Annotated in this window: 15 protein-coding genes; 11 read left to right on the forward strand and 4 right to left on the reverse strand. The window is 66.6% G+C overall.

Annotation, left to right across the window (positions count from 1 at the left end; translation table 11 throughout):
* Positions 1-41: 41 nt before the first annotated feature.
* Positions 42-824 (forward strand): substrate-binding domain-containing protein, encoded by a 783-nt coding sequence (locus BCR55_RS19490; RefSeq protein ID WP_012217515.1) that lies wholly within the window; start codon positions 42-44, stop codon positions 822-824.
* A gap of 73 nt (positions 825-897) precedes the next feature.
* On the opposite strand, the gene BCR55_RS19495 is transcribed toward BCR55_RS19490, so the two are convergent.
* Complete coding sequence (locus BCR55_RS19495; protein ID WP_006404245.1) at positions 898-1,821, reverse strand: LysR family transcriptional regulator; 924 nt, start codon at positions 1,819-1,821, stop codon at positions 898-900.
* A gap of 291 nt (positions 1,822-2,112) precedes the next feature.
* On the opposite strand from BCR55_RS19495, the gene BCR55_RS19500 reads away from it, so the two are divergent.
* Positions 2,113-2,607: an antitoxin Xre/MbcA/ParS toxin-binding domain-containing protein gene (locus tag BCR55_RS19500; protein ID WP_244104623.1), complete on the forward strand. Its 495-nt coding sequence runs from the start codon at positions 2,113-2,115 to the stop codon at positions 2,605-2,607.
* Positions 2,604-3,077: an RES family NAD+ phosphorylase gene (locus BCR55_RS19505; RefSeq protein WP_006408491.1), complete on the forward strand. Its 474-nt coding sequence runs from the start codon at positions 2,604-2,606 to the stop codon at positions 3,075-3,077. The genes BCR55_RS19500 and BCR55_RS19505 overlap by 4 nt, the downstream gene beginning before the upstream one ends.
* A 149-nt stretch (positions 3,078-3,226) precedes the next feature.
* Here BCR55_RS19505 and BCR55_RS19510 read toward each other — a convergent pair whose 3' ends face one another.
* From BCR55_RS19510 to BCR55_RS19520, 3 genes are all read right to left on the reverse strand, one after another.
* Positions 3,227-4,573 carry a DUF3100 domain-containing protein gene (locus tag BCR55_RS19510; RefSeq protein ID WP_006397979.1) on the reverse strand — a complete coding sequence of 449 codons (1,347 nt, stop codon included), beginning with the start codon at positions 4,571-4,573 and terminating at the stop codon, positions 3,227-3,229.
* Positions 4,574-4,698: 125 nt separating this feature from the next.
* Positions 4,699-6,210 (reverse strand): aldehyde dehydrogenase family protein, encoded by a 1,512-nt coding sequence (locus BCR55_RS19515; RefSeq protein ID WP_065495509.1) that lies wholly within the window; start codon positions 6,208-6,210, stop codon positions 4,699-4,701.
* A 29-nt stretch (positions 6,211-6,239) separates the two neighbouring features.
* Entirely contained in the window at positions 6,240-7,226 is a 987-nt protein-coding gene (locus BCR55_RS19520; protein WP_223852668.1) for an NAD(P)-dependent oxidoreductase, read from the reverse strand.
* A 44-nt stretch (positions 7,227-7,270) separates the two neighbouring features.
* Here BCR55_RS19520 and BCR55_RS19525 point away from each other — a divergent pair, with 44 nt between their 5' ends.
* The 8 genes from BCR55_RS19525 (at position 7,271) to BCR55_RS19565 (ending at position 15,868) form a co-directional block, all read left to right on the forward strand.
* Positions 7,271-8,185: a LysR family transcriptional regulator gene (locus tag BCR55_RS19525; protein WP_006404254.1), complete on the forward strand. Its 915-nt coding sequence runs from the start codon at positions 7,271-7,273 to the stop codon at positions 8,183-8,185.
* Positions 8,186-8,344: 159 nt separating this feature from the next.
* Positions 8,345-9,232 carry a LysR substrate-binding domain-containing protein gene (locus BCR55_RS19535; protein WP_006404256.1) on the forward strand — a complete coding sequence of 296 codons (888 nt, stop codon included), beginning with the start codon at positions 8,345-8,347 and terminating at the stop codon, positions 9,230-9,232.
* 93 nt (positions 9,233-9,325) lie between these two features.
* Positions 9,326-10,075 (forward strand): SDR family NAD(P)-dependent oxidoreductase, encoded by a 750-nt coding sequence (locus tag BCR55_RS19540; RefSeq protein ID WP_065495511.1) that lies wholly within the window; start codon positions 9,326-9,328, stop codon positions 10,073-10,075.
* A 65-nt stretch (positions 10,076-10,140) separates the two neighbouring features.
* Positions 10,141-11,469: an MFS transporter gene (locus tag BCR55_RS19545; protein ID WP_035488202.1), complete on the forward strand. Its 1,329-nt coding sequence runs from the start codon at positions 10,141-10,143 to the stop codon at positions 11,467-11,469.
* Between the two features lie 36 nt (positions 11,470-11,505).
* Positions 11,506-12,351, forward strand: a complete 846-nt coding sequence (locus BCR55_RS19550) for a transketolase (RefSeq protein WP_065495515.1) — start codon at positions 11,506-11,508, stop codon at positions 12,349-12,351.
* Entirely contained in the window at positions 12,348-13,346 is a 999-nt protein-coding gene (locus BCR55_RS19555; protein WP_065495518.1) for a transketolase family protein, read from the forward strand. Before BCR55_RS19550 ends, BCR55_RS19555 begins: the two co-directional genes overlap by 4 nt.
* Before the next feature lie 160 nt (positions 13,347-13,506).
* The gene (locus BCR55_RS19560) at positions 13,507-14,418 is read left to right on the forward strand and encodes a LysR substrate-binding domain-containing protein (protein WP_006404261.1); all 912 of its coding nucleotides are present in this window, start codon (positions 13,507-13,509) and stop codon (positions 14,416-14,418) included.
* A gap of 133 nt (positions 14,419-14,551) precedes the next feature.
* The gene (locus BCR55_RS19565) at positions 14,552-15,868 is read left to right on the forward strand and encodes an MFS transporter (RefSeq protein ID WP_065495522.1); all 1,317 of its coding nucleotides are present in this window, start codon (positions 14,552-14,554) and stop codon (positions 15,866-15,868) included.
* Positions 15,869-15,870: the final 2 nt, after the last annotated feature.

The raw sequence follows: 15,870 nt of genomic DNA on the forward strand, positions 1-15,870 counted from the left end.
CCCCATGCTCACCTGACCTTCCCGTTCGCACGACCATGACGATGAAAAATCTGCTGCTGAAACTTTGCGCGACCGCGCTCGTCGCGACCTCGGTCGCCACCGCCCCGGTGCAGGCCGCCGAGCTGCACGTGATGAGCTCGGGCGGCTTCACCGCCGCGTACAAGGCGCTCGGCCCGCGCTTCGCCGCCGACACCGGCAACACGCTCGACACGACGCTCGGCCCGTCGATGGGCAAGTCGCCCGAAGCGATTCCGAACCGGCTCGCGCGCGGCGAGCCTGCCGACGTCGTGATCATGGTCGGCTACGCGCTCGACGAGTTGATCCGGCAAGGCAAGGTCGTGCCCGGCTCGCGCGTCGAGCTGGCCGATTCGCGAATCGGCATGGTCGTGCGCGAAGGCGCCGCGAAGCCCGATATCGGCACAGCCGACGGGCTTCGGCAAGCGCTGCTGCACGCGAAGTCGATCGCGTACTCGGACAGCGCGAGCGGCGTCTACATCGAGCGCGAGTTGTTCAGGAAGCTCGGTATCGAAGCGCAGGTAAAGCCGAAGGCGACGATGATTCCGCGCATTCCGGTCGCGTCCGTCGTCGCGAACGGCGACTATGAAATCGGCTTCCAGCAGGTGAGCGAACTGCTGCCGGTGCCGGGCGTCACGTTCGTCGGCCGGATTCCGGAGTCGCTGCAGTCGGTCACGCGCTTCGCCGGCGGCATCCCGGTCGGCGCACGGCATCCGCAGGAAGCGAAGGCGCTCCTCGACTATCTCGCATCGCCCGGCGTGCAGCCGGACGTGAAGGCGACCGGGCTCGACCCCGTGTCGGCCCGCTGACGCAAACCGACCGCCGCGTGCGCGCGTGCGGTCGCGCGCCGGCCGGCAAGCCGCGTGGCAGGCCGGCCGCGTATCACGATGCGGCCGCGCCCGACGCGCGGCTCGCGCGCTTCGCGTCGACGACCATCTCGTGAAATGCCTGCGCGGCCGGCGTCAGCTGCCGTCCGCGCCGCTTTACGATGCCTACGCGCCGCTTCACGACGGGGTCGACGAGCGGCACGCTCGTGAGGATCGGATGGTCGCGTCCGGGCATCGCCATCGACGGCACCGCGGCGACGCCGAGCCCCGCCTCGATCAGACCGAGCAGCGTCGTCACGTGACGCGTCTCGCACACGCTCGGCACCGGCGGTGCGACGCCCGACAGCGCCTGGTCGAGCAGCAGCCGGTTGCCGGACGTCTTGTCCACCGAGACGTACTCGTGCGCGTACAACTCGTCCCACGTCACGCGCTTCTTGCGCGCGAGCGGATGATCGCGGCGGCACGCGGCGACGAAGCGCTCCTGCAGCAGCACCTTGAAGTCGATCTCGGGCTCCTGGCTGCCGAGGAAGCTCACGCCGAAATCGGCCTCGCCGCTGATCACCGCACCGAGCACCTCGTTCGCGCCCGAATCGAGCAGCTTCACGCGGATGCGCGGGAAGCGGCGGTGATACTCGGCAATCACGTTCGGCAGGAAGTAATACGCGACGGACGGCACGCACGCGATCGTCACGTGACCGAGGCGGCTCGACGACACGTCGCGAATGCCGAGCAGCGCCGCATCGAGATCGTCGAGCAGTTGCTCGGCGCTCGGCGCGAACACGCGGCCGACGGTCGTCAGCGTGACGCTGCGCGTCGTGCGCTCGAACAGCCGCACGCCGAGCGCATCCTCGAGCTTGTCGATGCGGCGGCTCAACGCGGGCTGCGAAATGCTGAGCGCGTCGGCAGCCTTGCGGAAGCTGCCCAGCTCCACCACCGCGCGAAACGCCTGCAAGTCGGTCAAGTCGAAATTGATCCCCACGGGACAGCCTCCGCATTTCAATGCCTGGTATTGTGCATGAAGCGGAGGACGCAAGTGGGCGCGCGGCGGTTTGACGGTGGGCGTCGATCGGTAGGCACGAAGCGTTCGCCGTTGCCGTGCTGTGCGACCTGCCCGATCGACGTTGTCGACGTCGGCAAGCTCTGTGAACGAGATGCAGAAAAGCGATGACCATTGGGTTGCGCCGGCACAAATCCCATTTGATACATGATTGACTCCCATTTGATATATATCTATAATGGGATTGTTACTTCACTCATTTGGGAGTTTGCCATGCGTACCCCCGCACCAACCAGCCGGCAGCCCGCTAAGCGCGCAAGCGCCGGGAAAGCCTCCGTTGGGTCGAATGGCCTCGGCGCACACGAGCACGACTTCGATACGTTCCGCAGGATGACGCCGCTGGAGCAGCGGCGTACGATCGCCGACGGATTCAAGGCAGTGATCGTCGAACGTGTCGCTCGCGAGCTTCTCCGAATCCCGGTGCAATCGCTGCTGTCCGCGCTAAGCTTGCCGAGCTCGACAATCCTTCGAAAGATCGCGAACGAGGATCGCCTGTCGCAAAGCGAGTCCGATCGTATTGCGCGCGTTCTCTACGTCCTCGATCTTGCGGTCGAGCTTTTCGAGGACAAGGACCGTGCAGCGGATTGGATTACGCGCGGCAATGCCGAGCTTGATGGTCTTAAGCCGATAGAAGTTCTCGATGTACAGCCCGGCTACGACCGTGTGCGCGACATTCTCAGCCGTGCATTGTTCGGGGTCACCGCGTGAAGCTGTATCGCCTCGCAAAAGAACGAAAGGGCCACTACATGGCGGACGATCTCAGCGGCAATGGTGCTGCGATCGCAGGGGGCCGCTGGAATCCGCGCGGAATGCGAGTGCTGTACACGTGCTGTCACGCTTCCACGTCCCTGCTCGAAGCGCTCGTCCATATGTCAGGGATACTGCCGGCCGGCGGCCTTTTCTTGGTGACACTCGAAGTGCCTGATGCGGTATACGAAGGGGCGTTCGAACCAGAACTACCGCCCGATTGGGCGACGCTAACGGAAGACCCCGCGTCGACGGCGCGGATCGGCCGGGAATGGTTGGAAAAGGGTGAGCAGCTCGCGATGCGGGTTCCATCCGTCGTCTGTCCGACGGACTCCAATTTGCTGCTGAACCCGCTGCACCCCGATTTCGCCGCGACGGTGAAGGTGATCAGCAAAGAGCCGTTCAAATTGGATCCGCGGCTCTTCGGGTAGACTTCAACGCCGCCCGACGGGCGCAGTGGTTTGATGCCGACCTCCTGACTCCGAAATCCCGCGACGTTATCGGTAGGGCAGCGGCAAACGGCGGACAGCCGGCATATGGGCGCGCACGCCACTGCGCGCCGCTGCATGCCGCCCCTCGCTCAGATATGAAAGATCTGCGCGACCAGCGCGGCACCGAGGAACGTGCCGGCATTCGCGACGAACGACACGAGCACGATCCGCCAGCCGAGGCGGCGAAACGCGGGAATGTCCTTCGCGATCGAGAGGCCCGCGAACGTCAGCATCGGCGTGACGACGCCGAGGAAATCGTTCTTCGCGCTCATCGCGGCGATGGCCGGCGCCCACGGACACAGCGGCGAAGTCATGAACATCGCGACGACCGACACCCAGCACACGGCGGGAATCTTGCGGCGCGTGACCGTCGACAGCGCATCGCCGATCACCGTTGCGAGCACCATGAACGCCATGCCGGGTAACCCGAAGAGCGGCGACGTGCCGTGCGTGATCCAGTCGCACACGAGCGAGAACACGGCCGTCAGCAGCCATGCCGCGACCTTCCCCGAGTAGCTGAGCGCCGGCGCCTCGGTCTGCACGTCGCCGAGCGACGGACGCGCAGCCTCGACGGATGCCGACGCGGACGACGCCTTCGTCGTGCGCCCGATCAGCGGTTCGAGCACGCGATAGCCGAACACCGCGAGCGGCAGCGAGATGAACAGCGTGAAATACGTGCCGATGGTCGTCGTGATCAGATTGCTCGCGGCGGCAAACGTCAATACGTTCTTCGCGACTTCCGGCGACTGCTGCGCGGCGGCGATCGCGCCGGACGCAGCCGCCATCATGCTGCCCGAGCCGACGCCCGCGCCCATCGCGAGCGCGAGCGGATGAAAAATGTTCAGGCTCGCGACAAAGCCCGCGAAGATCGCGATGAACACCGCGCCGAACACGGTACCCGTCAGATACTCGGCGAGCACGCCGCGCCCTTCGGCCGAATTCATCCCGTACTTCTCGCCGATGATCGCGAGACTCGGCTCGCGTCCGACCGAGAACGTCGCGCCGATCGCTTCGCGCTTGATCCCGAGCAGCAGCGCGAGCGGCAGCCCGAGCAGGATCGTGCCGACGAAGTGCCCGAGCTCCTGGAACGCGAGCGCCCAGCCGGCCGCGGCGAGCTTCGGCAGCGCGCTGCCGACCATCAGCCCGAGCTTCGCGACGAACAGCAGCAGCGCCGGCTGCAGCACCGCCGCCGCGAGAAACTGCGTCTTCACGTCGAGCCGCATGCTGCTGCGCCAGCGCTCGGACAGCAGCCCCAACGCGCCGCCCATCAGCAGCGCCCAGATCATCGGCAGCAGCACGACCTTGCCGGGCCCGACATTGAACGTGAACGCGCCGATCGATTGCGCGATCAGCAATATCGCCGCCGCATAGACCAGCAGCTTCGCGCCTCTGAAACCGTCGCTTCCCGCGCCGTCCGCCGTCATCGTATGTTCCATGCTGATCTCCGCTCGAAGGCTCGTCGGCCTCGTGTCAGGTTGTGTCGACCGGTCTCGTCTCGTGCTGCCGCGACGCGTGCGCCGAACGACTCGGCGCCCGTGCCGCGTCGCGCCGCCTTACAAACTTATAAATAGCCGAATGCGCTCGCGGGATGCTTCGCCGTTTCGACCCACACGCTTTTCGTCTGCGTATATTCGTACAACGCCTCGACGCCGCTCGAGCGGCCGTAACCGCTCATCCCGTAGCCGCCGAACGGCGACGCGACATTGATCGTCTTGTAGCCGTTCACCCAGAACGTGCCGGCGTCGATCTGCGCGGCCACGCGATGCGCCCGCGCGACGTCGTTTGTCCATACCGCGCCGGCCAGCCCGAAGTCGGTATCGTTCGCGATCTCGATCGCTTCTTCCTCGGTGTCGAACGGAATCGCGACGACGACGGGCCCGAAGATCTCCGTGCGCGCGACGTCCATCCGATTGTGCACGTTCGCGAGCACGGTCGGCGCGACGAAGTAGCCGCGCGCGCTCCGCTCGGTCGAGCCGGCCGCGAGCGTCGCGCCGGACTCGACACCGCTCGCGATCATCTTCATCACATGCTCGTACTGCGCGCGATGGCAGATCGGGCCGACCTCGGTGGCGTCGTCGGTCGGCGCGCCGACGCGGATCTTCTTCGCGCCCGTCGCGACCATCGCGACGAAGCGGTCGTAGATCGAGCGCTGCACGAGTAGACGCGAGCCGGCGACGCAGCTCTGCCCCGCGCCCGCGAAGATCGCGGCCTGCGCCGTGAGCGCTGCGCGATTCAGGTCCGCATCGTCGAAGACGATATTCGCGGACTTGCCGCCCAGCTCGAGCACGCACGGCAGGACGCGCTTCGCGGCCGCCTCGGCAATCCGCGCGCCGGTCGCGGGCGAGCCGACGAACACGACTTTCTTCACGGCCTTGTGCGCGATCGCCGCCTGCGCGATCGTGTGTCCGTAGCCGGCGAGCACGTTGATCAGCCCGGTCGGCACACCCGCACGCTCGGCGAGCCGCGCGATCGCGAGCGAACTGAACGACGTGAGCTCGGACGGCTTCAGCAGCACCGCGTTGCCCATCGCGATCGCCGGCGCGAGCTGCCAGCCGCACGTAAACACCGGCGCGTTCCACGGCGTGATCTGCAGTACGGTGCCGGCCGGCTCGCGGCGCGTGTAGTTCAGATGCGACGTCGGCACCGGAATCACATCGCCGTAGAACTTGTCGGCCCAGCCGCCGTAGTACTCGAACATCTCGGCGACTTTCGCGACCTCGCCGCGGCAATCGCGGATCGGTTTGCCCGAACCGAGCGATTCGAGGCGCGCGAGCGCTTCCGCGTGACTGCGCACTTCGCGCGCGACGTCGAACATCGTGCGGCCGCGCGCCGCATGCGTGAGCGCCCACCACTGCCGTTGCGCGGCCTGCGCGGCCGCCGCCGCAAGCGCGACGATCTCCGCGCCGCCGTCGCGATAGGCGAGGCTCGGCTCGCCGGTCGCCGCGTCGAACAGCTCGATCGTATCGCCGCGCCCTTCGACGAGTTCGCCGTTCACGTATGAGCCGACGCTCTGCGCGCCGGGAAAGAACTGTCGAAATGCGTCGAGCAGCGCCTGTTCGATGGGGGATGCCATATCGTTTCCTCGTGGTGATGGATCGGCGCTCAGCGCGCGTCGACGAATTCGACGATGCGGTTGAAGTCTTCCGCGTCGCCGATCGATTCCGCGCTCGCGGCCCACAGGCGGCCCGCTTCGCTTGCGATCGGCGCACTCACGTGTGCGCGCTGCAGCAGTTCGAGCGCGAGCCGCATGTCCTTGCGCATCAGTTTCATCGTGAAGCCCGAATCGAAACGCTCGTTCAGGATCCACGTCGGGTAATTCGTCAGCGTCGCGCTGTTGCGCCCGGAGCCGCCGCTCAGCGCTTCGATCAGCCGTGCCTTGTCGACGCCCGCTGCCTCCGCGGCTCTGACCGCTTCGCTCGTGACGAGCAGATGCACGCCCGTCAGCAGGTTGTTCAGCAGCTTCGTCACATGGCCCGCGCCCGCGGGGCCGACGTGCACCTGCTTCGCGCTGATCGCCGACAGCACCGGCTGCACGGCCGCGATGTGCTCATCGGCGCCGCCGAGCACCATCGTCATCGTCGCGGTTGCCGCGCCCTTCGGGCCGCCGCTGACGGGCCCGTCGACAAAGGCGACGCCATGCGCATCCAGCGCGGCCGCGACCTTGCGCGTGCTGTTCGGATCGGCGGTCGTCGTGTCGATCACGATCAGCCCGCGCTTCGCATGCGACGCGACGCCGCCGTCGCCGAGCACGACCGCTTCGACGATCGCCGAGGTCGGCAGCGACAGGATCAGCACGTCGACCGCCGACGCAATCTCCGCAATCGACGCGCAGGGCCGCACGCCTTCGTCGGCCAGTTGCCGCACGCTCTCTGCGTTCGCGTCGAACCCCAGCACGTCGAAGCCGGCCCGCTTCAGCGACAACGCGATGCCGCGCCCCATGTTTCCCAGTCCGATCACGCCTACCGTCTTCATTGCCGCTCCCGATCGTTGCATTCGAAGGTTCGCGCGGAAGCCGTGTCGCGCTTGCGTTTCGCGCCGGTTCCGCTGCCGTCGTCGACGATCTTCGGCCCGTTTGACCCGTTCAACCAATAAGTGCCAATATTGAGATTGTTCTATTAATTCGAACGCTCGCCATGTCGACCAGCAGCCTGACCGAAAGCCGGATCGCGTACTTCTTCGAGGCGGTGCGCTGCGGCACGATCCGCGCGGCGGCCGACTGGCTCGATGTCGCGCCGTCCGCGGTGAGCCGCCAGATCGCGCTGCTCGAAGCGGAACTCGATGCCCCGCTGATCGAACGCCACGCGCGCGGCGTCACACCGACCGAAGCGGGCCGGTTCGTGATCCAGTACTACCGCGAGCAGCGCGCGCATCGCGACGATCTGCTGTCGCGTCTGCAGGATCTGCGCGGGCTGCGCACCGGGCACGTGCGCGTCGTGCTCGGCGAAGGCTTCGTGTCGGACCTGCTGTCCGGGCCGATGCAGCAGTTCTGCACGCAGTACCCGAAGATTCGCGTCAATCTCGATCTCGGCAGTACCAACGACGTGATGACGAAAATCGCGGAGGACGACGGCGAAATCGGCCTCGTCTACAACCCGCCGCGAGAGCCGCGCATCGTCTCGCGCGCCGCGCACCGGCAGCCGATGATGGCGATCGTCGGCGCCCGGATGGCGCGCACGATCCGGCGCAAGAGCCTGACCGTGCAGGAGCTCGCGTCGTATCCGCTCGCCGCGACGCATCCGTCGTACGGCACGCGGCAGATGCTGCAGGCCGTCGAATTCGCGGAAAAGATCAGCCTCGAACCGGCGATCACGACGAACTCGATCAACATCATGAAGCAGTTCGCGCGCTCGGAACTCGGGATCGTCGTCCTACCGGCGTTCGCCGTCGCCAGCGAGCTGAAAGCCGGCGAACTGAAGGCGATTCCGATCGAACACCCGATTCTGCAGAACGCCGAAGCGCATCTCGTCACGCGCGTCGGCCGCACGCTGTCGGTCGCCTCGAACCGCATGCTGCAGATGATGTCGTCGCAGATGAGCGCGTTTCGCTAGCGCGCAGGCGTCGATGCCGCGCTCGCGCGCGGTCGGCGAAAAAACGCATAATGCGTTGCGATCCGCAGCGACTGTTGTGCAACGCATTGCACCGGATGCACGCGACATCGCCGCGCGCCCGACGCGATTCCGATCAACCGCCACCGAAAAGACGTCACGATGCGTATCCCTCCGCTGAAATCCATCATCGCGTTCGAGAGCGTCGCGCGCACCAAAAGCGTGAACCGCGCGGCGGAGGAACTCGGGCTGACCGCGTCGGCCGTCAGCCATCAGTTGAGCAATCTCGAAGCGCTGATCGGCCGGCCACTGTTTCAGCGCTCGGGCCGCGGCCTCGTGCTGACACCGACCGGCGAACGCTATCTGGCCGACGTGACGGGCTCGCTCGCCGACCTGAGCCGCGCGACCGAACGCGCGTCGAGCCGCACCGACGTCGACATCCTGCGCGTGCATTCGAGCCCGAGCTTCGGGCTCATGTGGCTGCTGCCGCGGCTGTCGTCGTTTCAGGAGGCCAACGGCGATCTGCAGCTCAATCTCGCCTGCTCCTATGAAAACGTGTCGTTCTCGAACGGCTACTACGACATCGATATCCGGCACGGCTACGGCAACTGGGACAACCTCGAAGTGAAGACCGTGCGCGGCGAATACATCGCGCCGCTCGCGTCGCCGGCCTATCTGGAGCGGCATCCGGTCCGCACGCCCGAGGATCTGCTCGCGCATCGTCTGATCTATTCGGAGACGCCGCTCGTGCAGTGGAAGCAATGGTTCGGCCGAACCGGCGTGTCGGCCAAGCAGAAGACCTTCGACTTCTCGTTCGACCGCTCGTACATGTCGATCGAGACAGCCGCGCTCGGCCTCGGCATCGCGCTCGAAAGCCTCACGCTGGCGTCGGTGAAGATCCGCGACGGGCTCCTCGTGCCCGTTTTCGACCACAGCTATGCCGTCGAGGTCGGCGCGCATCATCTGGTTTACCCGAGCCAGAATGCGGCGCTGCCGCGCATCCAGCGCTTCCTCGCATGGATCGAACGGGAGGCGGCCGCCTCCACCTGAATTTTTCTCAGCAATGGTTGAGCGTTTCCGCGTTGATGGTGCCGCGTCGTCCCCCGACACTACAGGCACTCATCGATACCCAGGAGACAAACGATGTTGCTCGAGAACCGGATCATCGTCGTGACGGGCGCGGCCTCGCCGCGCGGCATCGGCAAGGCCACCGCGCAGGCGCTCGCCGCCCAGGGCGCGCGCATCGCGATCCTCGATTTGCGCGAGGAAGACGCGCGCGCGGCCGCCGCCGATCTCGGCAGCGGCCATCTCGGGCTCGCCTGCGACGTGACCGACAAAGCCGCATGCGTCGCCGCGGCCCGCGCGACGCTCGAACGCTACGGCCGCATCGACGGCCTCGTCAACAACGCCGGCATCACGCAGCCGGTGCGCACGCTCGACATCGGCGCGAAGGACTTCGACACGATCGTCGACGTGAACCTGCGCGGCACGCTCTACATGTCGCAGGCCGTGATTCCCGCGATGAAGGAACAGCAAGGCGGCAGCATCGTCTGCATGTCGTCGGTGTCCGCGCAGCGCGGCGGCGGCATCTTCGGCGGCCCGCACTACAGCGCCGCGAAGGCCGGCGTACTCGGCCTCGCGAAGGCGATGGCACGCGAATTCGGCCCTGACCGCATCCGCGTCAACGCGATCGCGCCCGGCCTGATCCAGACCGACATCACCGGCGACAAGCTGACGCCCGACATGCGCGCCGACATCGTCAAGGGCATCCCGCTCGGGCGGCTCGGCGACGCCGCCGACGTCGCGAATGCATGCCTGTTCCTCGTCAGCGACCTCTCGACCTATCTGACCGGCATCACGCTCGACGTGAACGGCGGCATGCTGATTCACTGAGCGCGTCCCACGACCGTTCCCAAAACGCCCGGACACGACCGGGCGACATGGCAGGAGACACGACGATGAAATCCCGATACAGTGCGCCGCCGCTCGCCGGCGACGCGATTCCGCTCACCGATCCGCCGACCTTCGAGGCGCGCACGTATGCGAAAGTCAGCCGCCGGCTGATTCCGTTCCTGATGCTCTGCTATCTCGGCGCGTACCTCGATCGCGTCAACGTCGGCTTCGCGAAGCTGCAGATGCTCAACGATCTGCGCTTCAGCGAAACCGTGTACGGGATGGGCGCCGGCATCTTCTTTCTCGGCTACTTCCTGTTCGAGGTGCCGAGCAATCTGATCCTGCACCGCGTCGGCGCACGGCGGTGGCTCGCGCGGATCATGCTCACGTGGGCCGTCATTTCGGCGAGCTTCGTGTTCGTGAAGTCGCCCGCCGCGTTCTACGTGCTGCGGTTTCTGCTCGGCGTGGCCGAAGCCGGCTTCGCGCCCGGCGTGATCCTTTACCTGACCTACTGGTATCCGTCCGCGCGTCGCGCCAAGGCGCTGTCGCTGTTCTTCATGGCGATTCCGCTCGCGGGCATCGTCGGCGGGCCGCTATCCGGCGCGATCATGCACACGCTGCACGGCGCGATGTCGATGGCCGGCTGGAAATGGCTGTTCCTGCTCGAAGCCTTGCCGTCGCTCGTGCTCGGCGTCGCGATCCTCCGCTATCTCGACGACGGCATCGCGCAGGCCAAGTGGCTCTCCGATCCGGAGAAGGCGCTGCTCGCGCGCAACGTCGCCGGCGACGAGGCGCACAAGACGGCGCACCTGTCGATCCGCGCATTCGTCGGCGATCGCCGGCTGTGGCTGATGGCCGCGATCTACTTCTGCGTCGTGCTCGGTCAGTACGGGCTCACGTTCTGGCTGCCGACGATCATCCGCAAGGCGGGCGTGTCGGACCCACTCTGGGTCGGCGTGTTCACCGCGATTCCGTATCTGTGCGCCATCGTCGCGCTGCCGCTGATCGGCATGAGCGCCGACCGACGCCGCGAACGTCGGCTGCATCTCGCGGTGCCGATGCTCGTCGCCGCCGCGGGCTTTGCCGCGCTGCCCGCACTCGGCAGCGTCACCGCTTCGATCGTCTGCCTGAGCATCGCGGCAGCCGGGATTCTGGCGTCGTCGTCGCAGTTCTGGTCGCTGCCGACCGCGCTGCTCGGCGGCGTATCGGCCGCCGCGGGCATCGCCGCCGTGAACTGCTTCGCGAATCTCGCGGGCTTCTTCTCGCCCGCGATCGTCGGCTGGCTCAACGATCTGACCGGCAAGTCGACCGCCGGGCTGATCTTCATCTCGGCCGCGGTCACGCTGGGCGCCGCGCTCGTATTCGCCGTGCCGGCCCGGTCCGTGAACCGCTGACGCGCCGGCCCACTTTCGACCTCACAGGAGCAACAGATGGATAGCGAAGTCATTACCGAAGACGTCGCGCTCGCCGAGCGCGCGTACCGGATCAGGAGAAACGCGCTGCGGATGGGCGAAGTGCAGGGTCAGGGCTATATCGGCCAGGCGCTCGACATCTCCGACGTGCTCGCCGTCGCATACTTCGGCGCGATGCGCTACCGCCCGCAGGACCCGGACTGGGAAGCGCGCGACCGCTTTCTGCTGTCGAACGGGCATTACGCGATCGCGCTCTACGCGGCGCTGTTCGAAGCGGGCGTGCTGCCCGCCGACGAGCTCGAGACGTACGGCAGCGACGACAGCCGCCTGCCGATGTCCGGGATGGCGAGCTACACGCCCGGGATGGAGATGTCGGGCGGCTCGCTCGGGCAGGGACTGACGATCGCCGTCGGCCGCTGTCTCGGCCTCAAACGCAAGGGATCGGACGCCTTCGTGTACACGCTGTTCTCCGACGGCGAGCTCGACGAGGGCGCGATCTGGGAAGGACTGATGTCGGCCGCGCACTGGCGGCTCGACAACCTGATCGCGATCGTCGACGTGAACAATCAGCAGGCCGACGGCCCGTCGACGCAGATCATGGCGTTCGAGCCGCTCGTCGACAAGCTCGAAGCGTTCGGCTGGTACGTGCAGCGCGTGAACGGCAACGACATCGACGCGGTCAAGCATGCGTTCGACAACGCACGCCGCCACGATCGGCCGCAGCCGCGCATCATCGTCTGCGATACGAAGATGGGGTGCGGCGTGCCGTTCCTCGAACAACGCGAGAAGAACCATTTCATCCGCGTCGACGCGCACGAGTGGCAGCTCGCGCTCGACGCACTCGAAGCCGGGAGACAAGCATGAGTACCGCCGCCCAGAAGCCGCGCCTGAAAACCTCCGCGATGATCGCGTCGATCGCGGCCGAAGGACAGCCGACGCGCGCCGCACCGTTCGGTCATGCGCTCGTCGAGCTCGCGCGCACGAAGCCGGACGTGATCGGCATGACGGCGGATCTCGGCAAATACACGGACCTGCACGTATTCGCGAAGGCGTTTCCCGAGCGCTACTACCAGATGGGGATGGCCGAGCAGCTGCTGATGGGGGCCGCGGCCGGCTTCGCGCACGAGGGTGCGCAGCCGTTCGTGACGACCTATGCGGTGTTCGCGACGCGCCGCGCGTACGACTTCATCCATCAGACGATCGCCGAGGACAATCTCGACGTGAAGATCGTCGCCGCGCTGCCGGGACTGACGACGGGCTACGGCCCGAGCCACCAGGCGGCGGAAGATCTCGCGCTGATGCGCGCGATGCCGAACATGACCGTGATCGATCCGTGCGACGCGCTCGACATCGAGCAGATGGTGCCCGCGATCGCGGCGCACGATGGCCCGGTGTATGCGCGGCTGCTACGCGGCAACGTGCCGGTCGTGCTCGACGAATACGACTACACGTTCGAGCTCGGCAAGGCGAAACGGCTGCGCGACGGCAACGACGTACTGCTGATCTCGTCCGGCATCATGACGATGCGCGCGCTCGAAGTGGCGAACGCGCTGGAGGCCGATCGCATCGGCGTCGCGGTGCTGCATGTGCCGACGATCAAGCCGCTCGATACCGCGACGATCGTGCGCGAAGCGAAGCGCACGGGCCGCATGGTCGTCGTCGCGGAAAACCATACGGTGATCGGCGGGCTCGGCGAAGCGGTCGCGCGCACGCTGCTTGCCGAAGGCGTCGCGCCGACGTTCCGGCAGATCGCGCTGCCCGATGCGTTCCTCGACGCGGGCGCGCTGCCGACGCTGCACGATCGCTACGGCATTTCGACCGCCACGATGGTCGCGTCGATCAAGCGCTGGCTCGGCTGATCGCGCAGCGGGCCGCCGTTGCGGCGCCGGGCGGCCGTCCGCCTGCGCCGCAGCGCGCACCCGACGCGCGGCTTACTCGTGGGGGAACGGGGCGCGGCCGGTTTGCTCCGAGGATCGTCCCCGTATCATGTCGGCACTGTCACCGATTCCCCTGCCCGCCATGCGCATCACGCCCCTGCCGCCCCTGCAATGTCTCGTCGCGTTCGAAGCCGCCGTGCGGCACGCGAGCTTCACGCGCGCGGCCGCCGAACTGCACCTGACCCAAAGCGCGATCAGCCGTCAGATCCAGCAGCTCGAGGAATTCCTCGGCCGCTCGCTGTTCGTCCGCGAACACCGTTCGCTGCGGCTGACGATCGCCGGCGAGCAATACGCGGCGCAGGTGCATCACCTGCTCACGCAATGCGCGGAAGCGACGCACGACGTGATGAAGCCGTACGGCGACCTCGAGCTGACGATCGCCTGCTCGTCCGGTGTGGCGCTGCTGTGGCTCACGCCGCGGCTACCCGACTTTCGCGCCGCGTATCCGAACATCAAGCTGCGGCTGATCGTGCGCGACGGGCTCGCGTCGATGTCGCCGGCGGAGTTCGATGTGGGCGTCTACTACGTGCGTCAGCAGGCGCCCGCCGAATACACCGCGCGCCGCCTGTTCGACGAGGAAGTGTTTCCCGTCTGCGCACCGCGCTATCTGGCCGGACGCACGCTCGACGCGGCCGATCTCGCGAACGAAACGCTGCTGCGCCTCGAGGACGGTCAGCGTCAGTGGATGTCGTGGTCCGAATGGTTCGATCAGAACGACATCGACCGGCCGAAGGCGCAGCCGCAAGACATCACGATCAACTCGTATCCGCAGATCGTGCAGATGACGATACTCGGTCAGGGCGTGTCGCTCGGCTGGCGCTACATGATCGACGCCTGCATCGAGGCCGGGCTGCTCGTGCGCGTCACCGACGCATCGGCGAGCCACGGCGGCGGCTATTACGTGATCTCGCCGAACGACCGCGCGCAGAACCAGGCCGCGCGCCTGTTCTCGCGCTGGCTGTTCGAACAGGCGGAGCGGCAAATCGCGGCCTGAGCCGGCATGAGCGCGATGCATGCGTCCAGCGCATGCGTGCATGCGAATCTTTCGTTTCAGAAAAAAATCGCGCTGTCCTTAGCATGAGGTTCACGCGGGGCGCCCGTCCCGTCTTCTGACTGAGGAAGAGACCATGCAAGGAACGCTTTCCCCGCGCGCCGCGCCGTCCGTCGACGCGGCCGTGCAGCAGCGCCGCCGCGCCATCATCGCGACCGTGATCGGCAACGGTCTCGAATGGTTCGACTTCACCGTCTACAGCTTCTTCGCGGTGATCATCGCGAAGCTGTTCTTTCCGACCGGCAATGAACTGACATCCGTGCTGCTGACCGTCGCGACATTCGGCGTCGGGTTCTTCATGCGGCCGGTCGGCGGCATCGTGCTGGGCATCTACGCTGACAAGGTCGGGCGCAAGGCCGCGCTGTCGCTCACCATCCTGCTGATGGCGGTCGGCACCGCGCTGATCGGCCTCGCGCCGACCTACGAACAGGCCGGCATCGCCGCGCCGATGCTGATCGTCGTCGCGCGCCTGCTGCAGGGGTTTTCCGCCGGCGGCGAAATGGGCGGCGCGACCGCATTCCTCACCGAATACGCGCCGCCGGAAAAGCGCGCGTATTACTCGAGCTGGATCCAGTCGAGTATCGGTTTCGCCGTCTTGCTCGGCGCGGCGGCCGGCACGTTCGTGACCACGTCGCTCGATACGCAGGCGCTCCATAGCTGGGGCTGGCGGCTGCCGTTCCTCCTCGGGATCGTCGTCGGGCCGGTCGGGTATTTCATCCGCAGTCATCTCGACGAGACGCCTGCCTTCAGCGCCGTCGAGGCGCAGGCAAAGGAGAGTTCGCCGCTGAAGGCAGTGCTGTCGACCTATCCGCGCGAGACGTTCGCGAGTTTTGCGATGGTCATACTGTGGACCGTCTGTACGTATGTGCTGCTGTTCTATATGCCGACCTATTCGGTGCGCACGCTGCATCTGCCGCAGTCGACGGGGTTTGCGGCCGGGATGGTCGGCGGCTCGATGATCATGTGCTGCTCGCCGCTCGTCGGCAGGCTCGCCGATCTGTGGGGGCGCCGCGTGTTTCTCTCCGGTGCGGCGCTCGCCATCCTCGCGCTCGCGTGGCCGATGTTCGCGTGGATCAATCATGCACCGGGGTTCGTCTCGTTGATCGCGTTTCAGGCCGTATTCGGCTTGCTGATCGCGGCTTATACGGGGCCGATTCTTGCCGCGTTCGCCGAGCTGTTTCCGACCAAGGTGCTGTCGACCGGCCTTTCCGTTGCGTACAACTTCGCGGTCACGATCTTCGGCGGCTTTGCCCCGTTTCTGATGACCTGGCTGATCGCGCGCACGGGCAGCAACATGGCGCCCGCCCTCTACGTGATCGTCGCGGCGGCGGTCAGTTTCATCGGGACGCGCTTCGTGAAGGACACGAAGCGAACCGCTTTCGTCAACCGATAAGG

It is taken from the genome of Burkholderia sp. CCA53, from assembly GCF_001685525.1.
In the GTDB taxonomy this organism is placed as follows: Bacteria; Pseudomonadota; Gammaproteobacteria; order Burkholderiales; family Burkholderiaceae; genus Burkholderia; species Burkholderia multivorans.